This is a genomic window from Mucilaginibacter sp. P2_A4 (assembly GCF_056405015.1).
Genome location: NZ_JBFUCX010000010.1, coordinates 1 through 17955 on the forward strand (window position 1 = coordinate 1; position 17955 = coordinate 17955).

The window sequence follows — 17955 nt, forward strand, 5'->3', positions numbered from 1 at the left end:
AATTAATTTGTTTGTAGTGTTAATAGTAAATGGAACAAGTCCGTCTGTAATACCAACGTTAACGCCGATACTAAAGGTGTTGTACTGACCAATACCACCAAATACCTTGGCAGTAGATGTTTCAGACGAAGTTGTAGTTGCTGTTTTGGTGGAATCGGTTTGAGCATTAGCCATACCTACAACCATCAAAGAAGCAAATGACAATGCGACTGTTTTCTTTAATGTAGAATAATTCATAGTTTTTAAGATTAAACGATTTTAATTGTGATTTTTTTCAAATTTAGTAATTATGTTTGAAACGATGACCAAACATTGTTCCAAAAATTGTAATAGTTACACAAATAAGGAAAAAAAAATGATTTATTAAAATAATCAATTATTAAATATGAAATATTCTGCGATTCAAAACACTTTGTTTACAAATAATAGAAAAAATTTCGTTTCGAGAACAAAAAAGGGTTCAATTGCCATTTTTCATGCAAATGACGAGTATCCTGTGAGCGGAGACCAGAGTTTTCCCTTTAAGCAAAATCCGGATTTTTTTTACTTTACTGGCATTGATCAGGAGCAAAGTATACTTATTTTATATCCGGATTGTCCTAATAAAGCATACAAAGAAGTACTTTTTTTAAGACAAACCAATGAACATATTGCTATTTGGGAAGGACACAAGTATACCAAAGAGGAAGCAAGGCTTGCATCGGGCATCGAGAGTGTTTATTGGCTCCATGAATATGATACGATTTTACATAGTATCATAAATTATGCCGAGCATATCTACATCAATACCAATGAGAATGATCGTTATGCCCATACGGTACCTTACCGTGATCTACGGATGTATGAGGCTTTAAAACAGAAATATCCTTTGCATAAATATGAACGATCGGCGTTGATTTTGAGGGATTTACGGGTTGTTAAATCCGGCATTGAGGTTGAGCTTACCCAAAAAGCCTGTGATATCACCAACGATGCATTTAAGCGGGTGCTGAAATTTATAAAACCAGGCGTTGCTGAATATGAAATAGAGGCCGAAATAACGCATGAATTTTTAAGGCAGCGGGCTACAGGTCATGCTTACCATCCTATAATTGCATCAGGTAAAAATGCTGTTGTACTTCATTATATTGATAATAACCAGGTGTGCAATGATGGCGATGTTATTCTTTTTGATTTTGGAGCTCAATACGCTAATTATAATGCAGATATGAGCAGATCTGTACCGGTAAATGGTAGGTTTACCAAACGTCAGCGTGCCGTTTATGACTCGGTTTTGCGTGTTATGCGTGAGGCAACCAAAATGATAGTGGCCGGCACCATTTTGAACGATTACCATGACGAAGTAGGAAAGATAATGACAAGCGAACTGATAGGGCTTAAATTGCTTGATAAGCATGATGTTGCTAAGCAGGATGCTAATGCGCCTTTATATAAAAAGTATTTTATGCACGGTACATCACACCATTTAGGGTTGGATGTTCATGATTTTGCAAGCAGGTATAAAGGCTTTGAAGTTGGAAACATACTAACCTGCGAACCAGGTATTTATATCCAGGAAGAAGGGCTGGGTATAAGAATAGAAAACAATATTTTAATTACTGAAGATGGCAACCGCGATTTGATGGTAAACATACCCATTGAGGCCGATCATTTAGAGGAGATAATGAACAGTTGATTGTTTGATGAATAAGGCTTTTTTGTAATAATAAGCTACCTTATGTACTTGTCCACAAAACTGTACAGGTTAAAATTTCCTTTTTCCGAAGCTTCAGCAACATCCTGCTGAAGCTTTTTTTTATCAATGTGCTGAGTTAATTTATGCTGGATTAGTTTGTACGCTTTTTCTGCCAGTAATATTTCGCGACGCTTGTTTTTAAAGTTTCTTGATGCCTTGATGAAATCCGCAACCTCCTTAATCCCATTTGCTTGTGATGCGATGGTTTTGAAAACAGGGGGTTGCTCATGTTTCTTTTGAGTTAATATTTTTTTTAAGTTGTTTGCAAAAATGTCAGCGTCAGCTCTGTCGGCTTTATTAATAATAAACGCGTCGGCAATTTCCATAAGGCCCGATTTAATATGCTGGATCTCATCACCTGCTTCGGGTACCAGTACCACCAGGGTAATATCAGCCAGCCCGGTTATCTCAATTTCTGATTGGCCAACACCAACCGTTTCAATCAATACATAATCAAAGCCGGCTGCCCGTAATACATCGGCCATTTCTATGGTTTTGGCAGATAGGCCGCCTAATGAGCCCCGGGTAGCCAACGAACGTATAAAAACATCGGGATGGTTAAAATGGGATGCCATCCTGATCCTGTCGCCAAGCAACGATCCAAAGTTAAATGGTGAGGTTGGGTCAATAGCCAGTACAGCTATTTTGCTGCCATCCTTTAAAAGCACATCTATCAACGCGTTAACAAGGGTGCTTTTGCCTGCCCCCGGCGGGCCGGTAATACCAATAATAGGGGTGGGTTTATTAAATGTAAGACTCTTTAACAGGACGTTGCTTTCGGCCAGGTCATTTTCAACAATGGTTAGGGCTCGCGCCACCTGCTTAAAGTCGCTGTAATTAATCATTGCCGGTTGGGTAAAAACAGTTGCCACATTTATGTTTGTAACTGCAAATGACGAAAATTATCATTACATAAGGCAATTTAATCTTTATTATTGCAGTTGTACAGCGGTTAATTTGCCTGTAAATATGCAATCATAAGCACAATGCCCCAATCCGAACAAACAAAAATACAGCATATATTAATCAGCCGGACTGATGCCATTGGCGATGTGGTGCTTACTCTGCCCATGGCAGCCTACATAAAAGAGCTAATTCCGGGAGCCGTTGTTTCATTTTTGGGCCGTACATATACCCAGCCGGTTATAAACACCTGTGCTGCCGTAGATATCTTTATCAATTACGATGAGATAAAGAAATTGCCGCAAAATGAGCAGGCTCTTTACTTGAAAAGTAAAAAAATTGATGCTATTATCCACGTTTTCCCTAATAAACATGTTGCCGAAATAGCAAAGGCAGCCGGGATAAAATTAAGAATAGGTACCACCAACAGGGTTTTTCATTGGTTTACCTGTAATAAACTGGTAAAACTAAGTCGTAAAAAATCCGATCTGCATGAAGCTCAGCTTAATCTTATATTATTAAAAGTGTTGGGGCTAAAATTGGTGCCATCGCTACAGGATATTGTCAGTCATATTAGTTTTGAAAGCAAAACCTTGCTTCCTGACGAATTAGCAAAAAAACTTCCTGTTGATAAATTTAATCTTATCATCCACCCAAAATCCCATGGCAGTGGTATGGAGTGGGGACTTAATAATTTTGAAGAGCTCATTCATGCTTTGTCTGCCGATAAATACAATATTATTATAACAGGATCAGACAAAGAAAAACTGTTACTGGCCGATTGGATTAAAACGCTGCCGGCAACTGTAACAGATATGACAGGTAAAATGACCTTGCCGCAATTGATAGCCTTTATAAGCCATGCCGATGGATTGATAGCATCTGGAACCGGTCCTTTGCACCTGGCGGCTATGGGTGGTATTAATACATTGGGTTTATTTCCATCGGTAAGACCGATCCATCCGGGGCGTTGGGCACCATTGGGTGTTAAGGCTGGATACCTGGAAAGTAATACAGCTACCATAAGCCAGATTACGGTTGATATAGTGGCCGAAAAAATAGCCACCTGGCAAAAATAAATAACAAGCTGGGCCGTTGCCAGGCATACCGCATTTAAAGTTTAAATGGAGGCAGGCCATCGCTGTTCTGCTATAAGTAATTTTGCACAGATACAAAATCAAAATACTTGTGTATCTGTGTTATTGCGAAAAAAATACCTTCCCTTATATCTTATTGAGGGTATCTGCAGTAGTATTGTGTGGCCCACCTGTAAAAATAATAATATGCAGTTTTATCCGCAGGTTGCCGCATGTAAGCTGTTGCAATTTTAATGCAGGTAAACAAATTGTAGCAGATAGCCATTGATATGCGTATAGGGCTTAAAAGAAGCTTTTGTTAGACAAAAAACTTTTGCGTTTGGTAACCACGCTTTGCAAAACAATGATCATAACTGATAGTTGACGTTAGCATAACGGCATGCAAAAAAATGGAGCAAACTGTAAAATGTAATTTTGCCTTACGCATAATTACAACGGGCTCTATAATTGATGACACTTGGCTGTATGGTGAGTGCTAAAACAGGTATGGCTTTTGTACCGGTATTAGCCAGTACATGTATTAAAACATCAGCCGTAAATTTTTATAAAACAGCACAACACGCTACCTATTATTGTACAGATGAATGAAACCAATATTTTAATAACACTGGATTCCATGCGTTATCCCAATACGGGATTATATCATTTTGGTAAAAGTTTGGGGCATGCATTGATAAAGGCCGACGATCCTCGGTTTAAGTTAAATTTCTTTTTACATCACAATACCAAAGAGTTTGATAATGAGGCAGTGGATAAAATGTACCTTAAAAAATATCACAAATTCTTTTTTGTCAACTATAAAAAAATAAAGCTTTTTCATTTTACAGACCAAATGTCGAGGCTAAAGCCAAAGAAAGTTTGGGGCGAAAAAAAGATCCTCACCATTCATGATATCAACCAGGTACATGAAAACGTGAGCGCAGAAAAATTAAATACATATATTAAAAAGTTGGGCGAGCGGATTTACAAGTGCGAACGGATAGTCGCTATATCACAATTTGCCGCCAATGATATACTTAACTATTTCCCTGATATTGCTGATAGGATCAGCGTTATTCATAATGGTGCCGAGAAATTGGAATTAAAGCATGGTCATCAGCCTAAATATCTACCGCAAAAAAAGTTTCTGTTTGCTATAGGTATTATATCGGCCAAAAAGAATTTTCACGTACTGCCCGCGCTATTGGTAGGTAATGATCATGAGCTGATAATAGCCGGCATTATTACTCCATATGTTGATCAGATAAAAGCAGAGGCAAAAAAACACGGCGTTGCCGATAGAGTAAAAATACTTGGACCGGTATCTGACGATGATAAGGCATGGTATTATAAAAATTGCGAAGCCTTTGTATTTCCGTCCATTGCCGAGGGTTTTGGCTTGCCGGTGATTGAGGCCATGCACTTTGGTAAGCCTGTTTTTGTGTCGGCCCTTACATCGCTGCCAGAAATTGCAGGTGATGCAGCCTATTATTTTGAAAGTTTTGAGCCGGAAGCGATGCAACAGGTTTTAAGTATTGGTTTACGCCATTTCTATGAACAGGATACATCGGCAAAAGTAATGGCGCATGCTGCCCAATATAACTGGGATACAACAGCACAGCAATATTTACAATTGTACCACGATGTTTTAGCCGGCAATTGACCGGGCTTTGCCTTTTAATTTCCTGAACATAAAACGGAACCATAGCTTAGGGCCAAAGTTTTTGAGAATAAGAAAAGGTTTGTCTTTTTCAAAAACTACATCTTTATAGTGGCTTGACATGCCTCCATCTGCAAACTTTGCTATTACATAATCAAGGTAATAAAACTCCAGCTCTTTATCACCAAAGCAAGTCATGTTAAAAGCAAAATCGGCCGATGATTTGTATTTTAAATTATAGCTATGTTTTTCAAAAGCCAGTTTGGGGTAAATTATTGATTGTTGAATTATGCCCAGCTTGGCCAGGTAATAATCAGATACCTTGCCTAATGGTTTAAGGTTCCGGGTAAGCACGCTGGCATAATAAACCCTGTTAGGTGATGATAGCGCGCCAACCATGGTTGAAAAATCGGGCAGTAATTCATCATCAGCGCCTAAAAAATAGATCCATTGGCCTGTAGCTTTTTTTAGTGCTTTGGTCATGGCGTCGTAAATGCCCTTATCAGGTTCGCTTATCCAGTAATTGATACGACTGTTGTTGGCTTCTAAAATTTCCTTAGTGCCATCGGTACTATTGCCGTCAACAATAATTAGTTCAATAGCAGGGTAAGTTTGCGCGAAGATGCTGTTAAGGCAGGTTTGCAATGTTTTAGCCGCGTTGTAGGTAACAACGATAACCGATATAAGCTTGCTGTTTGCAGCTATAACTTCTTCTTTCGCGTTTAGCATCATACTATTACTTAAATTTGCAACAAGGTTTTAATCAGCTAAAAATAGAACAATGGTTCAAAATAAAAACATCAAAATAAAAACTGTTGAAAATATTATTTGATCATCAATACTTTTCCTCTCAAAAATACGGCGGCATCACACGGTATTTTGCAAATTTGAACCGGGGCTTCAATGAAATTTCCGGCACAAAATGTACAATAGGAGCCTTGTATTCCGAAAATGAATATATTAAAAACTTAGCCCTTCCTTTAAACAATGCAGTAGGGAAAGCCTTTTTTAAAGGCCATAACAGCCGTACCTATAGGTGGAACAAGCGGTACTCCAATTTGCTGATAAAGGCAAATAACTTTGATGTTTTTCATCCCACTTACTACGATACAGACCTTTTAACAAACCTTAAAAAGCCCTTTGTGATAACCGTTCATGACATGATCCATGAGCAATTCCCTGCTTTTTTTCCTGATGCGGATATTATTATTGCACGTAAAAGGCAGATGATTGAAAATGCCGACGCTATAATTACCATATCACAACATACTAAAAGCGATATAGTGAAATTTTTTCCGGGGACGAATGCTAAAATAAGCGTAGTGCATCATGGGTACAACCAGAACGTTTTACCGCCAGCCAGTTTATCGCTTCCGGGCAATTATATATTGTACGTTGGCGATAGAGCTTATTATAAAAATTTTGCCCTTTTTGCAGAGGCAATAACTCCTGTTTTACAAAACGGTAAAGATTTGAACCTGTTATGCGTTGGGGGCGGCAGCTTTAACCAAACCGACCGTGATTTGCTAACTAAGCTTGGAATTGCAGATAAATGCAGGCAGCTAACCGCTACCGAGGCGGAGTTACAGCAAATATATCAACAGGCCCAACTATTTGTATTTCCATCATTACAGGAAGGCTTTGGTTTGCCACTGCTGGAGGCCTATGCCAATAATTGCCCGGTAGCATGCAGCAATACCACCAGCTTGCCCGAAGTTGCCGGCAATGCAGCCGAATACTTCGATCCGCTCGATAAAGCCGCCATAGCCGGAGCAGTAACCAACGTTTTATATAATAATGATTTAAGGCAGGAGCTTGTTAAAAACGGGCAGCAAAGGCTGCAGCTTTTTACCCAAAAAAACTGCGTTAATAATACGTTAAACATATATAAATCTGTTATATAACTGCCCGTGGTTGCAGTAGCAGACATTAATCATTATGCACCTTTAAAGCTAAGTATGCCTTATTTTGTATAATTTCACATTTTTATAAATACTTTAAATGAAAATTTATTTCAGGCTGCTCTCATTTGCCAAACCGATAGAGAAATTTGCTATCCCATATATATTTTTTACGCTACTATATGTTCTTTTTAGTACGTCGGTATTGGGATTGCTGGGGCCTTTGCTTAATACGTTGTTTCTGGGGAGTAGCAAAACCGATCCTTTAGCCGCCGTTAAAGCGGCTAAAGATATATCCACCTTTGATATAACCGGGTGGTTTAAATATTATACTGCCCATTTTATTAATGATTATGGAAAATGGTTTGCACTGAAATTTGTATGCGGTGTAATAGTGGTGGCCGTATTTTTAGGTAACATATTTAGATACCTGTCTCAGCGCATTATGGAAAGCCTGCGCATACATACGTTGCTTCGTATTCGTAAAGCTGTATTTGATAACGTAATGAGTTTGCATATGGGTTATTTTAGCAATGAGCGTAAAGGCGATATCATGTCTAAAATAGCATCTGAAGTTCAAACTGTGCAGTTTTCTGTAACTGGGACCCTGCAAGTGGTTTTTAAAGAGCCCCTTTTGTTAATTGGTTACCTGGTATGGCTGTTTATGATATCGGCAAAGCTTACCCTTATTTCGCTGCTTATATTGCCGGTGGCTGGCTTGTTAATTTCCCGTATTGTAAAAAAGCTACGTTCACAGGCTATTGAAGCACAAAATTCATATGCCAATATGATAAGCCAACTTGATGAGGCCTTATCCGGCATTAAAATTATCAAAGCATTTAACGCTACCGATTTTAGCATCAAGCGGTTTGATGATGAAAATGTAAAATATTCAAAGATAACCAGGGCGATGTCAAAGCGCCAGCAACTTGCCTCGCCGGTTTCCGAAACATTATCGGTAACCATGATCTCATTTGTGGTGCTTTATGGAGGATATCTTATTTTTAATAATACATCAGCACTTAGCCCAGGCGATTTTATTGCTTACATAGCCTTGTTCTCGCAATTAATGCGGCCGGCCAAAGCCATCGGCGATTCGTTCAGCAACATCCATTCGGGGCTTGTTGCCGGCGAACGCATATTAGCGCTTATAGACGAGAAGCCAATGATTGTAGATGCCCCGGATGCAATTGCTGTTGATGACTTTAAAGATGCTATCAGGTTTGAAAACGTTTCTTTTGCGTATAAGGAAAAAGATGTGTTAAAAAACATCAATCTTACTTTACCCAAAGGTAAAACAATAGCACTGGTAGGCCCATCAGGCGGTGGTAAATCAACACTTATGGATATGATCCCCCGTTTTATTGAACCTCAAAGTGGCCGCATCATGATAGATGATCATGAAATTAAAGAACTAAAAACAACATCTTTGCGTGCGCTGATGGGCTTTGTTAACCAGGAGTCTATCCTGTTTAATGACACCATATTTAATAATATAGCTTTTGGCAAACCCGATGTAACACAAGAGCAGGTAGAGGCGGCAGCTAAAATAGCTAATGCACACAACTTTATTATTGAAACCGATAATGGTTACCAAACTAATACAGGGGATCGTGGCTCAAAACTATCTGGCGGGCAAAGGCAGCGCATCTGCATTGCACGGGCCGTATTGAGCAATCCGCCTATTATGCTACTTGATGAAGCTACATCGGCCCTGGATACTGAATCTGAAAAACTGGTGCAAGACGCGTTAAACAATTTAATGAAAAACCGCACCTCGCTGATCATTGCCCATCGTTTAAGTACTATTCAAAATGCCGATTTGATCATAGTGCTTGAAAATGGCTGTGTTGCGGAGCAGGGCTCGCACCAGGGGTTGCTGTTAAAGAACGGTATTTACAAAAGATTGATAGAAATGCAGGCCTTTAACGATGGCGGGGAAAATAATACAAGCAAGTAAGAGTTATTATATTATGCTGTTTTTACAGCTTACATCTATTTATAAAACATTAATTGATTGTTGTTTGCATGAGCCATGTAATAATTACTACTGCCAATATTCCTGAACAATATGAGCGCAGGAAGCAGCAATATATCGACTCCATTGAAACATGTTTAAAATACTCGCATCTTTTTAGTTCTTACACTGTATTGGAATGTGTATCTGAAAAAGAAGAGTATCTTGATCAATACAATACTGTTTACAGCACAGAGGAAAATCTGTACCTTAATAAGGGACTAAATGAGTTAAATCACTTGAGGGTTTTTCTTGAGGGATCAACATTAAAAGATTCAGAACCTATCATTAAACTTTCTGGTAAATATATAATTGACGACAGTTATTTTTTTGAGAAGGTAATAGAGCTTCAGTATAAATTCGACAGTATCTTTAAAAACGATGATGATGTTTTTGAGGGGAATGGCTATCATACTTTTTTTTATTGCTTAAAAAAACGGCTGTTTTTGGATACCATTAATAGTATAGATTTTTCACTTGTTAATGACACGCCTATTGAATGGGATATAAAAAACTATTTAATGGTAATGGACAAGCATATTGAAATTGACAGACTGGGTATAACAGCCTACCAGGGTGCAAACTCCGAGAGAATATTTACTGCATAAGGGTTTGGTTGGTTAGCCTTACCTATTAGCGTATTTAAATCAAAATAAGCAAGAGCTAAAGTTTTATACCAATATTTGCAGTATGGAAACAGCTATTGCTAATAGTTCAACAAAATCGGCGGTATTATTTATCATATTTAACCGGCCCGATACCACCAAAAGGGTTTTTAGCCAGATAAGGAAGGCGAAGCCGCCTCGCCTTTACATAGCTGCAGATGGGCCACGGGTAACAAAGCCCAACGAGGCTGAGTTATGTAAACAAGCCAGGGCGATTGTAAGCGAAATAGATTGGGACTGCCAGGTGCAAACGCTCTTTAAGGATGTTAATGCAGGCTGTAAAAATGGCGTATCATCTGCGCTAGATTGGTTTTTTTCGCATGAGGATGAAGGAATTATCCTTGAGGATGATTGCCTGCCGGCAGATACTTTTTTTAAATATTGTGACGAACTGCTTGAAAAGTATCGCTTTGATACACGTATAAGGCATATAGGTGGCAGTAATCTGCAGGGGGGTAAAATATGGGGCGATGCCAGCTATTATTATTCAAATATGACACATGTTTGGGGATGGGCCGGCTGGCGGCGCGTTTGGAAAGAGTATGATAAAAACCTTTCGCGATATGATGAAAATGATGTGCGTAGCGTATTATCAAATATTTTTGACGAGCCGTTAATAGTTGATGCATGGGAAGAGATTTTTAAGGAGATGAAAGGCGGCTTGATAGATACATGGGATTATCAGCTAACTTTCACCAATTTTTTTAACAACAGTTTATCCATTATACCCAACCATAACCTGATCAGCAACATAGGCTTTGGCGTAAATGCAACACATACTACCCATGCCGATAGCGCGGAGTCAAACATTCCCGTTGTTGAAATTGGCCAAATAACGCATCCTGTTTACATGGTGCCGCAAAAACAGGCCGATTATATTACTTTAAGTCGCGAGTTTAATGTAGTTGGCCGTAAAAAAGACCAAGCACTGCGCCGTAGGTTTAAACGATGGATCAAGTCGCCGTTTAAAAAATAGTCCCATAAAAAAAGCCACCCGGCAATCCCTGATGACTCTTTTCATACTGTTTTAATTGTTTTTACTGAAATTTAAATCCAAGGCCAATTTGCCAAACCTGGTTGCGGTAGTCGGGGAGGTATGAATCGTTATCAGGATGGTTAGCTGTTAAATCAATATTATATCTTGCCCTTAACTCCACATTTCTGGCAACATCAACACTTAAGCCTATAACACCGCTTACATTGGTTTGATCGCCGCGGTTGTTGTAAAAGTGTTCATAATCGGTATTAAAATCGGTTTCGTATTTGTTACTTGTCGAAGTTAAAAAGTTTATAGAAGGCCCTACCAGGAAGTTAAAGTTTGGTGCAAGTTTAACTTTTAAAAGCAATGGCACATCAATGTAATTTGTACGCTGCGTAAACCTGCCATATTGGGTGTTCGCGGCGTAACCCTTGCCAGAATACATGATCTCCGGTGCAAACGATAATGGGTAAACAATAGGAATTTCCAGCGTTAACCCCGCATTAAAAGCAGCTATGGCATCTGTACTAAAATTTGAATCATACGCGTCAATAGTGTTTGCAATATTTAAGCCTGCAGTTAAGCCAACTTTAACACGGTAAAAATCATCGTCCTGGTGGCGTTGTCTTTCATGTCGCTCGGTGCGGTAGGGAGGTCTGCGGCGTGGTCCATAATATCGTTGCGCACTGGCGGTGTAGGCTGCAAATAAGCAAAGGGTAAAAAAGATAATTTTTTTCATCGTTAGTATGTTTTAATATACTCATAGAGTAAAAATTGTACTAAAGGTTTATTAGCGATTTAATTTTTGTAATAATTACGCGGTCGTGAAGCTGCAAAAACAACATTTACACTACATTTGGACATGCCAAAATTGAAAATCATTTATTGCTTTATATCAATTGTTGCCCTTAGTTTTATGGGTATTGATGCATTTGCGCAAAAGGAAAGCTATATAGAGAGTTTAAATAAACAAAACCAATGGGTGGATTCTGTTTATAAAAAACTGAGCAAAAAACATCGTGTAGCCCAACTGCTTTTTGTTAGGGCACATACCAATAAAGGCCGGGCTTATGAAGATTCGGTAGGCAAGGTGATTGAAAAACAGCAAATTGGCGGCCTTGTATTTTTTCAGGGCGGTCCGGGCAGGCAGGCAAGCCTCACCAATACATACCAAAAACTGGCTAAAGTGCCATTACTGATAGCTATGGACGGTGAGTGGGGCCTGGGTATGCGTTTGGACTCTACCATTTCATACCCATACCAGATGACCCTTGGCGCCATACAGGATAATAACCTCATTTACAAAATGGGCCAGCAGGTGGCTTATGATTTTAAACGGATAGGCGCGCAGATAAATTTAGGTCCGGATATGGATGTGAACAATAATCCTGATAACCCGGTGATCAATTACCGGTCATTTGGCGATAATATGTACAATGTAGCCAGAAAGGGTATTGCCTATTTTAAAGGCATGCAGGATGCCGGTTTGCTAACCACGGCCAAGCATTTCCCCGGTCATGGGGATACCAATGTTGATTCGCATTTTGATCTGCCGCTGTTGCCCTATAGCCGTGGCCGGTTAGATTCGCTGGAAGAATATCCTTTCCGCGAGGCGATCAATGCAGGCATCAGCGGGGTGATGATAGCACACATGAGCATTCCTGCGCTGGATAGTACTACACATTTACCATCTACCTTATCCCGCCCAATTATTACCGGTGTTTTAAAAGATTCATTGAGGTTTAAAGGACTGGTAGTATCTGATGCAATGGAAATGAAAGGCGTAGTAAAATACTTCCCCGACGGCGAAGCTGATGTAAGGGCTTTTATTGCAGGTAACGACATCATTGAATTATCAGAAGATTCTAAACGGGCCATTAAGCTAATCAGGAAAGCAGTTAGGCAGGGTAAAGTAAGCAAAGACGAATTTAAAGCCAGGGTGAAAAAAGTATTGGCCGCCAAATATTGGGTTGGGCTGAATAATTACCAGGAAGTACCGCCGGCAAATTTAAGTGAGGATATTAACGGTGTAGCCGCTAAAGCACTGGTGCAGCAATTGAGCGATGCCGCCGTAACCGTATTAAAAGGCGATGCATCAACACTAAAGCTTAATCCATTTTTAAAAACAGCCATTTTAAGTATTGGTGTTTCGTCGCCTACCGTTTTTCAGCAGGAAGTAGCTAAAAGCTTCCCGAACAGTAAATTATTTATGGTTGATAAAAATACGCAGGCAGTTGAATTAAAAAATATCCTGGGTTTATTAAGTCAATACCAGCAAGTAGTAGTAGGTATACATGATACCCGCCTGCGCCCCCAAAGCAAGCTGGACTATACCAGCGATGTGAGACTGATGATTGCTGACCTTGCCGCGCGCAAAAATACTGTAATGAGTGTATTTGCCAATGCATACACTATAGCCGGCCTGCCCGGTATTGAAAACTGCAACGCATTGATGGTATGTTACCAGATGAGCCCCGAGCTGCAAAAATCAGCAGCAAAGGTGTTAACGGGTAACCTAAAACCAACCGGTAAATTGCCGGTAAGCGTTAATGTGTTTTTCCCTACTGGGACGGGGATTGGGTTGCAATAAAATGGATGTAGATTCGAGCAAAAAATGTCATTGCAAGCGCAGCGCGGCAATCGCGAACTGTTCGAGGTGACTTTAACGTTGATCGCATGTAATATCAAACTTACGAAGTTTTTAAAACTTCGTAAGTTTCTCATTGGCAGGGTTTAACTTTTTTGCCATAGCCAAAGTTTCATCCCAGGTAAACAATTGTCCAATGCCATTTTGATGATCGTCAAATCTTTTATCTAATTCATTGCGCTGGTTAATACTTAAGTAATGTTTTTCTTTTTGTGGTTTACCCATAACATTCAGTTTTTGACTCCAAATTTTCTTAGATGAATTTATCGAATAAAGCTAAAAAAGTTTTTTCATCAAAATAAATTCGCTATATTATTAAAAAGCCCAAACCTTTTTAATCACTTAAAACTTGAATTTTATGCCCATTAATGAAAAAGAAAGTCACCCTTATTTAAGGCAGCAAGTAAATATTTTTACTGAAAAATCTCAATTGTCGAAATATACTAAATTGATTGTGGGAACATTCCCCGTTTACGCCATAACTGAATCAGTCCCAATAGAGCAAACTGGCGTGGAAAAAAGAAGAAATTGGCAATCGGAAGCTTTTATACAATATTTTTATGGTAGCGAGGGAAGCCACTTCTGGAACTTATTAGCATCTTCTTTTAATGAACAGAAACCCAACACAAAAGATGAAGCCATTGCTCTGCTTAATAAATATGGGTTTTTAATTTCTGATGTTTTTAATTCCGTGTCGCGAAATAATTATTCCCCATTGGATTCGGATTTAAGAAATAGTAGTAATAATGAAAGTTTAAAGGAAATAGTCCGTAACAGCGAAAGTCTTAAAGTTATTTATTTTACAAGTAAGGCGGCTAAAGTAGCATTCTGTAAAATATTAGATATTACTTATATAAATAGTGTGGATAGCATTGAGCCTATATTGGGGAGGGAATACAGATTAATAATTTTAATATCTCCAGCGGGTAACGGAAGAACTGTTCGTCACTTTTTTAATATCTTTCCTTTATCAGGAGAAGAAGTCGCTTTAAGAAAAATTAAAAGTTCGTACGCTTTGCTTTACAGAAAAAGATATTATATGCACTATTTGACAGCTCCTATTACGTATTAGAAGGATTCCCTTTTGTCTAACAAGTAACATTCACTTTACCAATTGCCATCCCGCCCATCGTTTTCTATCTTTACTAAACAATTATGCAATCCAACTTTAATAAGTACAACGATAAATTCCAGGCGGCTTTAGCGGGTTTAAACCCCGAGCAGCTGGCAGCAGTAAATAAAATGGATGGGCCGGTACTGGTAGTTGCCGGGCCGGGTACAGGTAAAACGCAGATCCTGGCGGCACGGATAGGAAAGATACTAACCGATACAGATGCCCTGCCCAATGAAATACTGTGCTTAACCTATACCGATGCCGGTGCGGTGGCCATGCGCAAGCGCTTGTTTGAGTTTATTGGTCCGGATGCTTACCGCATCAACATCTATACTTTTCATGCTTTTTGTAACGAGATCATCCAGGAGAACCTGGAGTATTTTGGCAAGCTGAACCTGGAATCATTGTCTGACCTGGAATCGGCTATGCTGTTTCGCGAACTGGTGGATGAGTTTGATAACGACCACCTGCTAAAGCGCTTTACCGGTGATGTATATTACGATACCAAGCGCCTTAAAGACCTTTTCAGCACCATGAAACGCGAGAACTGGGATGCTGCAATGATTGAAACAGCTGTACAGGAATACCTGGATGATATCCCCAACCGCGAGGAATTTGTTTACAAACGTGCCAACTCCAAAACAGGCATTAAAGTAGGCGACCCAAAGCAAAAGGATATTGATGCCGCGCATGACCTCATGAAAAAGCTGGTAGCCGCCGTGCGCGAGTACCAGAACTATGATGCCAAAATGAAGGCCCGCGGGCGGTATGATTATGATGACATGATCATTTGGGTATTAAGGGCTTTCCGCGATAATGAAGAGATTTTGCGTAAATACCAGGAGCGTTACCAATATATTTTGGTTGATGAGTTTCAGGATACCAGCGGATCGCAAAACGAGCTGCTGCGCTTTTTACTCAATTACTGGGATGTGCCCAACGTATTTGTGGTGGGCGATGATGATCAATCGATCTTCAAATTCCAGGGGGCCAATATGAAAAACATCCTTGATTTTGCTACCGACTATGTGAGCACGTTACAGACGGTAGTGCTCAGGCACAATTACCGGTCAAACCAACATATCCTCGATATTTCAAAGGCCCTCATCAATAATAACTTTGAGCGTTTAACTACCCAGCTTCAACTGGATAAAGATCTGCGTGCATCGCACCCCCGCTTTGTGGAAATGACGGTGGAGCCGGTGATCCGTGAATATGAAAATGCCAACCAGGAGTTGGTTGATGTATCGGCACAAATAAAACACCTGATTGATAACGGAACTGAACCGGGCGAAATAGCGGTAATTTACCGTAACCACAGCCAGGTGGAGGAAATGATCCAATACCTGGAGGTAAAAAAGATAGCCGTAAATACCAAACGCAAAATAGACATCTTAACCCAGCCCTTTGGCGAAAAGATCATCAACATTATGAGCTACCTCATGATGGAGCTGGATTCACCTTACAGCGGCGATGAGTTACTGTTTGAGATATTGCACTATGATTTCTTTAATATCGAGCCTATTGAAATAGCCAAAGCGAGTATCGCGGTATCGCAGGAAAACTTTTCGGCCAATAACCGGGATAAGCAAAGGACATCCATCCGTCGTTACATCAGCGAGCTGCGGCCGTCTGCCCAGCCAGATCTGTTTGCCCCGGATAAATATATGGAGATGAGGTACCTCATGAACAATATTGATGAGTTGCTGAAATCGGCCGTGAATGTAACCCTGCAACAGTTTTTCCAGGATGTGATAGCCAAAATGGGTATCCTCCGTTACATCATGCAGCAAACCGATAAAGGAGGCTACATGCAAATGCTCACCAGTTTTTTTGATTTTTTGAAAGACGAGAGTCGTAAGAGTCCCGATATTAAACTGGCCGACCTGATGGCCACCATCGAGCTGATGAAAAAGAACAGCATCAGGCTTGATCTGAACAAGGTGATCTTTAGTGACAACGGCGTTAATTTTTTAACCGCCCACGGTTCCAAGGGGCTTGAGTTTGAGCATGTGTTTTTTATTGGTTGCGATAAGCGCACCTGGGATAGCAAGGGCCGTAATAATGGCTTTAGCTTGCCAGATACACTTACCAGTACCTCATCTGATGATATTGCACAGATAGAGGAAGCGCGTCGCTTATTTTATGTGGCCGTTACCCGTGCCAAACAATGCCTCATGATCTCTTACGCTGGTCAGGATAAAAAGGGGAAGGCCCAGGAAGCCAGCAGATTTGTAGGCGAGATATTGGCCAGTACACACCTGGAAGTACAATTCCCTAAAGTTACCCCCGACGTAATGATCGATTTTGTTGCCACCCAGTTCAGTGAGGTGGAAAAGCCTAAGGTTGAGTTGCTGGATACGAATTATATTAACCAGTTACTGCAAAGTTATACACTATCGGTAACGCATTTAAATAATTACCTGGATTGTCCGCTGCGTTTTTATTTTCAATGTTTGATACGGGTGCCTTCGGGAAAAAGTCCGTCGGCCACGTTTGGGCAGGCGGTGCATTGGGCGCTCAATAAAACTTACAGATTACTGAAGGAAAACGATAATGAGTTTCTGTCTACCGAGCAATTCATGAAGGAGTTTGAATGGTATATGGTGCGTAACAGGGATTCATTTACAAAAAAAGAATATGCAACCCGGTTAGCTTACGGCTGGAAAATATTACCGCCATACTATGAGCAAAATGTGGATACCTGGAACAAAATAGCCGTAACCGAAAAATCCATCAAAAACATTGAGATACAAGGCGTACCCATAAAAGGTAACCTGGACAAAATGGAGTTTGACGGCAAAAACGTAACAGTTGTGGATTATAAAACCGGTAAAGTAAAAAATGCCAAAGACAAGTTACTGCCCCCAACCCCTGAGGCTCCTATGGGCGGCGATTACTGGCGCCAGGGCGTGTTTTACAAAATATTGGTAGACCATGACCGCACCAACGATTGGGAAGTAATTGACACAATTTTTGATTTTGTAGAACCCGAAAGTGAAGGCGAATACTTTAAGAAAAAATACGTGATAAGTCCGCAGGATATAGAATTGGTAACCAGTCAGATTACCGAAACTTATCAAAAAATACTGGCCCATGATTTCAATACAGGTTGCGGCAAAAAGGAGTGCCAGTGGTGCCATTTTGTAAAAAGCAATTTTAAACAGGCCGATGAGCTTTTAACCGCGGCGAGCGAAGAAGAAGAAGAGGAAGTGTAAAGTGGGGAAGAAATAGGGGCATGTGCGATTCCCCTCTTGA

General features: G+C 40.0%; 15 protein-coding genes and 1 pseudogene. 11 read left to right on the forward strand and 5 right to left on the reverse strand.

Annotated elements, in window-relative coordinates; all coding sequences use genetic code 11:
* Positions 1 to 237, reverse strand: a pseudogene (locus AC1DYB_RS18060) (hypothetical protein); the annotation flags it as partial.
* A 148-nt stretch (positions 238 to 385) separates the two neighbouring features.
* Here AC1DYB_RS18060 and AC1DYB_RS18065 point away from each other — a divergent pair.
* On the forward strand, positions 386 to 1675 hold the full coding sequence (locus AC1DYB_RS18065; protein WP_477436987.1) for an aminopeptidase P N-terminal domain-containing protein: 1290 nt from the start codon (positions 386 to 388) through the stop codon (positions 1673 to 1675).
* A 35-nt stretch (positions 1676 to 1710) separates the two neighbouring features.
* Here AC1DYB_RS18065 and meaB read toward each other — a convergent pair whose 3' ends face one another.
* Positions 1711 to 2607, reverse strand: coding sequence for a methylmalonyl Co-A mutase-associated GTPase MeaB (gene meaB / locus AC1DYB_RS18070; RefSeq protein ID WP_477436988.1), 897 nt, complete (start codon positions 2605 to 2607; stop codon positions 1711 to 1713).
* 114 nt (positions 2608 to 2721) lie between these two features.
* Between meaB and AC1DYB_RS18075 the strand changes: the two genes are divergently transcribed.
* The 3 genes from AC1DYB_RS18075 (at position 2722) to AC1DYB_RS18085 (ending at position 5377) form a co-directional block, all read left to right on the forward strand.
* Complete coding sequence (locus tag AC1DYB_RS18075; RefSeq protein WP_477436989.1) at positions 2722 to 3717, forward strand: glycosyltransferase family 9 protein; 996 nt, start codon at positions 2722 to 2724, stop codon at positions 3715 to 3717.
* A 468-nt stretch (positions 3718 to 4185) separates the two neighbouring features.
* Positions 4186 to 4323 (forward strand): hypothetical protein, encoded by a 138-nt coding sequence (locus AC1DYB_RS18080; RefSeq protein WP_295712903.1) that lies wholly within the window; start codon positions 4186 to 4188, stop codon positions 4321 to 4323.
* Positions 4316 to 5377 (forward strand): glycosyltransferase family 4 protein, encoded by a 1062-nt coding sequence (locus AC1DYB_RS18085; protein ID WP_477436990.1) that lies wholly within the window; start codon positions 4316 to 4318, stop codon positions 5375 to 5377. The genes AC1DYB_RS18080 and AC1DYB_RS18085 overlap by 8 nt, the downstream gene beginning before the upstream one ends.
* Here AC1DYB_RS18085 and AC1DYB_RS18090 read toward each other — a convergent pair.
* Complete coding sequence (locus AC1DYB_RS18090; protein WP_477436991.1) at positions 5363 to 6106, reverse strand: glycosyltransferase family 2 protein; 744 nt, start codon at positions 6104 to 6106, stop codon at positions 5363 to 5365. The two genes, AC1DYB_RS18085 and AC1DYB_RS18090, sit on opposite strands and share 15 nt — an antisense overlap.
* A gap of 83 nt (positions 6107 to 6189) precedes the next feature.
* Here AC1DYB_RS18090 and AC1DYB_RS18095 point away from each other — a divergent pair, with 83 nt between their 5' ends.
* From AC1DYB_RS18095 to AC1DYB_RS18110, 4 genes are all read left to right on the forward strand, one after another.
* Entirely contained in the window at positions 6190 to 7278 is a 1089-nt protein-coding gene (locus AC1DYB_RS18095; protein ID WP_477436992.1) for a glycosyltransferase family 4 protein, read from the forward strand.
* Positions 7279 to 7375: 97 nt separating this feature from the next.
* On the forward strand, positions 7376 to 9235 hold the full coding sequence (locus AC1DYB_RS18100; protein WP_295712892.1) for an ABC transporter ATP-binding protein: 1860 nt from the start codon (positions 7376 to 7378) through the stop codon (positions 9233 to 9235).
* Positions 9236 to 9303: 68 nt separating this feature from the next.
* Positions 9304 to 9900 carry a hypothetical protein gene (locus AC1DYB_RS18105; RefSeq protein ID WP_477436993.1) on the forward strand — a complete coding sequence of 199 codons (597 nt, stop codon included), beginning with the start codon at positions 9304 to 9306 and terminating at the stop codon, positions 9898 to 9900.
* A gap of 82 nt (positions 9901 to 9982) precedes the next feature.
* Positions 9983 to 10933: a nucleotide-diphospho-sugar transferase gene (locus AC1DYB_RS18110; protein WP_477436994.1), complete on the forward strand. Its 951-nt coding sequence runs from the start codon at positions 9983 to 9985 to the stop codon at positions 10931 to 10933.
* Positions 10934 to 10994: 61 nt separating this feature from the next.
* On the opposite strand, the gene AC1DYB_RS18115 is transcribed toward AC1DYB_RS18110, so the two are convergent.
* Positions 10995 to 11675, reverse strand: coding sequence for a porin family protein (locus tag AC1DYB_RS18115; RefSeq protein WP_295712884.1), 681 nt, complete (start codon positions 11673 to 11675; stop codon positions 10995 to 10997).
* Between the two features lie 123 nt (positions 11676 to 11798).
* Here AC1DYB_RS18115 and AC1DYB_RS18120 point away from each other — a divergent pair, with 123 nt between their 5' ends.
* Complete coding sequence (locus tag AC1DYB_RS18120; RefSeq protein ID WP_477436995.1) at positions 11799 to 13526, forward strand: glycoside hydrolase family 3 protein; 1728 nt, start codon at positions 11799 to 11801, stop codon at positions 13524 to 13526.
* 111 nt (positions 13527 to 13637) lie between these two features.
* Here the strand turns inward: AC1DYB_RS18120 and AC1DYB_RS18125 are convergent, their stop codons facing one another.
* On the reverse strand, positions 13638 to 13808 hold the full coding sequence (locus tag AC1DYB_RS18125) for a hypothetical protein (protein ID WP_477436996.1): 171 nt from the start codon (positions 13806 to 13808) through the stop codon (positions 13638 to 13640).
* Between the two features lie 133 nt (positions 13809 to 13941).
* Here AC1DYB_RS18125 and AC1DYB_RS18130 point away from each other — a divergent pair, with 133 nt between their 5' ends.
* Positions 13942 to 14655: a hypothetical protein gene (locus AC1DYB_RS18130; RefSeq protein WP_477436997.1), complete on the forward strand. Its 714-nt coding sequence runs from the start codon at positions 13942 to 13944 to the stop codon at positions 14653 to 14655.
* Positions 14656 to 14738: 83 nt separating this feature from the next.
* A complete protein-coding gene (locus AC1DYB_RS18135) occupies positions 14739 to 17915 on the forward strand; it encodes an ATP-dependent DNA helicase (RefSeq protein WP_477436998.1) in 3177 nt (1058 codons plus the stop codon).
* Positions 17916 to 17955: the final 40 nt, after the last annotated feature.

Excerpts from the sequence above, each read along its gene's own strand:
- AC1DYB_RS18065 (WP_477436987.1), top strand. The coding sequence starts at position 386 with ATGAAATATTCTGCGATTCAAAACACTTTGTTTACAAATAATAGAAAA.
- AC1DYB_RS18135 (WP_477436998.1), top strand. The coding sequence starts at position 14,739 with ATGCAATCCAACTTTAATAAGTACAACGATAAATTCCAGGCGGCTTTA.
- AC1DYB_RS18105 (WP_477436993.1), top strand. The coding sequence starts at position 9,304 with ATGAGCCATGTAATAATTACTACTGCCAATATTCCTGAACAATATGAG.
- AC1DYB_RS18130 (WP_477436997.1), top strand. The coding sequence starts at position 13,942 with ATGCCCATTAATGAAAAAGAAAGTCACCCTTATTTAAGGCAGCAAGTA.
- AC1DYB_RS18075 (WP_477436989.1), top strand. The coding sequence starts at position 2,722 with ATGCCCCAATCCGAACAAACAAAAATACAGCATATATTAATCAGCCGG.
- AC1DYB_RS18120 (WP_477436995.1), top strand. The coding sequence starts at position 11,799 with ATGCCAAAATTGAAAATCATTTATTGCTTTATATCAATTGTTGCCCTT.
- AC1DYB_RS18100 (WP_295712892.1), top strand. The coding sequence starts at position 7,376 with ATGAAAATTTATTTCAGGCTGCTCTCATTTGCCAAACCGATAGAGAAA.
- AC1DYB_RS18090 (WP_477436991.1), bottom strand. The coding sequence starts at position 6,106 with ATGATGCTAAACGCGAAAGAAGAAGTTATAGCTGCAAACAGCAAGCTT.
- AC1DYB_RS18080 (WP_295712903.1), top strand. The coding sequence starts at position 4,186 with ATGACACTTGGCTGTATGGTGAGTGCTAAAACAGGTATGGCTTTTGTA.
- AC1DYB_RS18085 (WP_477436990.1), top strand. The coding sequence starts at position 4,316 with ATGAATGAAACCAATATTTTAATAACACTGGATTCCATGCGTTATCCC.
- AC1DYB_RS18125 (WP_477436996.1), bottom strand. The coding sequence starts at position 13,808 with ATGGGTAAACCACAAAAAGAAAAACATTACTTAAGTATTAACCAGCGC.
- AC1DYB_RS18115 (WP_295712884.1), bottom strand. The coding sequence starts at position 11,675 with ATGAAAAAAATTATCTTTTTTACCCTTTGCTTATTTGCAGCCTACACC.
- AC1DYB_RS18110 (WP_477436994.1), top strand. The coding sequence starts at position 9,983 with ATGGAAACAGCTATTGCTAATAGTTCAACAAAATCGGCGGTATTATTT.